General features: G+C 52.4%; 1 protein-coding gene. It reads left to right on the top strand.

Features of this window, described 5'->3' with window-relative positions; all coding sequences use genetic code 11:
• Positions 1-1,450 (top strand): transposase (locus H1B37_RS32810; protein ID WP_182871486.1); only part of this gene is annotated, 1,450 nt, incomplete at its 5' end.
• Positions 1,451-1,466: the final 16 nt, after the last annotated feature.

The following is a 1,466-nucleotide window of genomic DNA, read 5'->3' on the forward strand; positions in this document are numbered from 1 at the left end:
CCAATCCTGTAAAGCCAGCATTTCAGCTGTTGGTATGATGTGGGGAAACGCGTTGTTTTCCGCACAGGGGGATTGGGAAATGATAGCTAAACTGATCCAGCAAATGGCTCACAAAGCGCCTGCGGCAACACTCTTCCGAGGTTTACTTGAGCGCACCCTCAGCGATGAGTCGCTCGATGAGATCTTCAACGACTACCGGGAGCACCAGCTCCAAAGCAAGATTCTATTCTCGCATCTGGTCAATATGCTCGCTCCAGTCATTACTCGAGCCAGCAAGAGTGTCAACGCCGCTCATCAGGCGGCCGAGCATGGCTATTCTCGCCAGGCGCTCTATGACAAGCTCAAGGGCGTCGAATCGCCTGTCGCTTCCGCATTACTTCGAGTCAGCACCGAGAAGCTCACCAAGATTCGCAAGGCCACCAAGACGACGCATCGAGATGTGATCAAGGGATTTCACACCTTCGTCATCGACGGCAAGACCTATAACGCGACCGAACATCGCTTGATTGAATCACGCAGCGACGCTCGAGCACCGCTGCCCGGACGAGCGATCGCTTTACTTGATATGCGTCATGAAATGTTCGTCGATGTTGAGTGCGACGTAAATGCATATCGCTGCGAACGCAAGATTGCCGAACGGCTACTCCAGCGGCAGCTTTTACCGGGTGCACTGTATATAGCCGACCGCAACTTCAGCGATGGCAACTTGCTGGAGTGTTTTTTCGCCAAGCAATCATTCTTCATCATTCGCCAGCATGGAGCGTGTCCCAGTTGGCGGGAAATCGCTGGTGAAAAGCGATTTTCAGCCGGCAAGGATTCCGACGGACAAAAAGTCTACGAGCAACGTATCGAGGTTCAGCTCCCCGATGGCAGCTGGAAAATGGTCAGACGAATTACCGTCAAGCTGTCGACTCCTGCTCGTGATGGCGACAAAGAACTCCATTTGCTAACGAATTTGCCAACGCGAGTTCGAGCCGGTCGAATTAGCACCGCCTATCGAAGACGATGGACAATCGAAAATTGCTTTGGTCACCTTTCGCGAGCTCTCAATGCAGAGATTCGTGCACTCTGCTATCCGCAAGCTGCGGGATTGTGTTTTTCGTTGGCGTTGCTGCTGTTCAACGTGATGAGTTGTGTTCGCATGCTTCTGCTCAAGCATGGTCAATACAGCAAGCGTTACGAGATCAGCGATGTGTCGTACTACTACATCGCGGACGAGATTTCACGCAGCCAATTTGTCATGGACGAATTAGTTGCGAGTCGGCAATGGAAAGTTTTCGCGTCGATGTCGCTCGCAGAGTTCACTCGATTTCTCCGGTCCACCGCTGCGCATGCATCACTCGCTCGTTATCGCAAACATGTGCGTGGCCCCACCAAACCGAAGCCCAAGCGTCGATTTACTGGAAGCCGCCATGTCAGCACACAAAAAATCCTAGAGGCACGGAAATGACAGCTTTACAGGATTG

This window comes from Stieleria mannarensis (assembly GCF_014154935.1).
Classification (GTDB): domain Bacteria; phylum Planctomycetota; class Planctomycetia; order Pirellulales; family Pirellulaceae; genus Stieleria; species Stieleria mannarensis.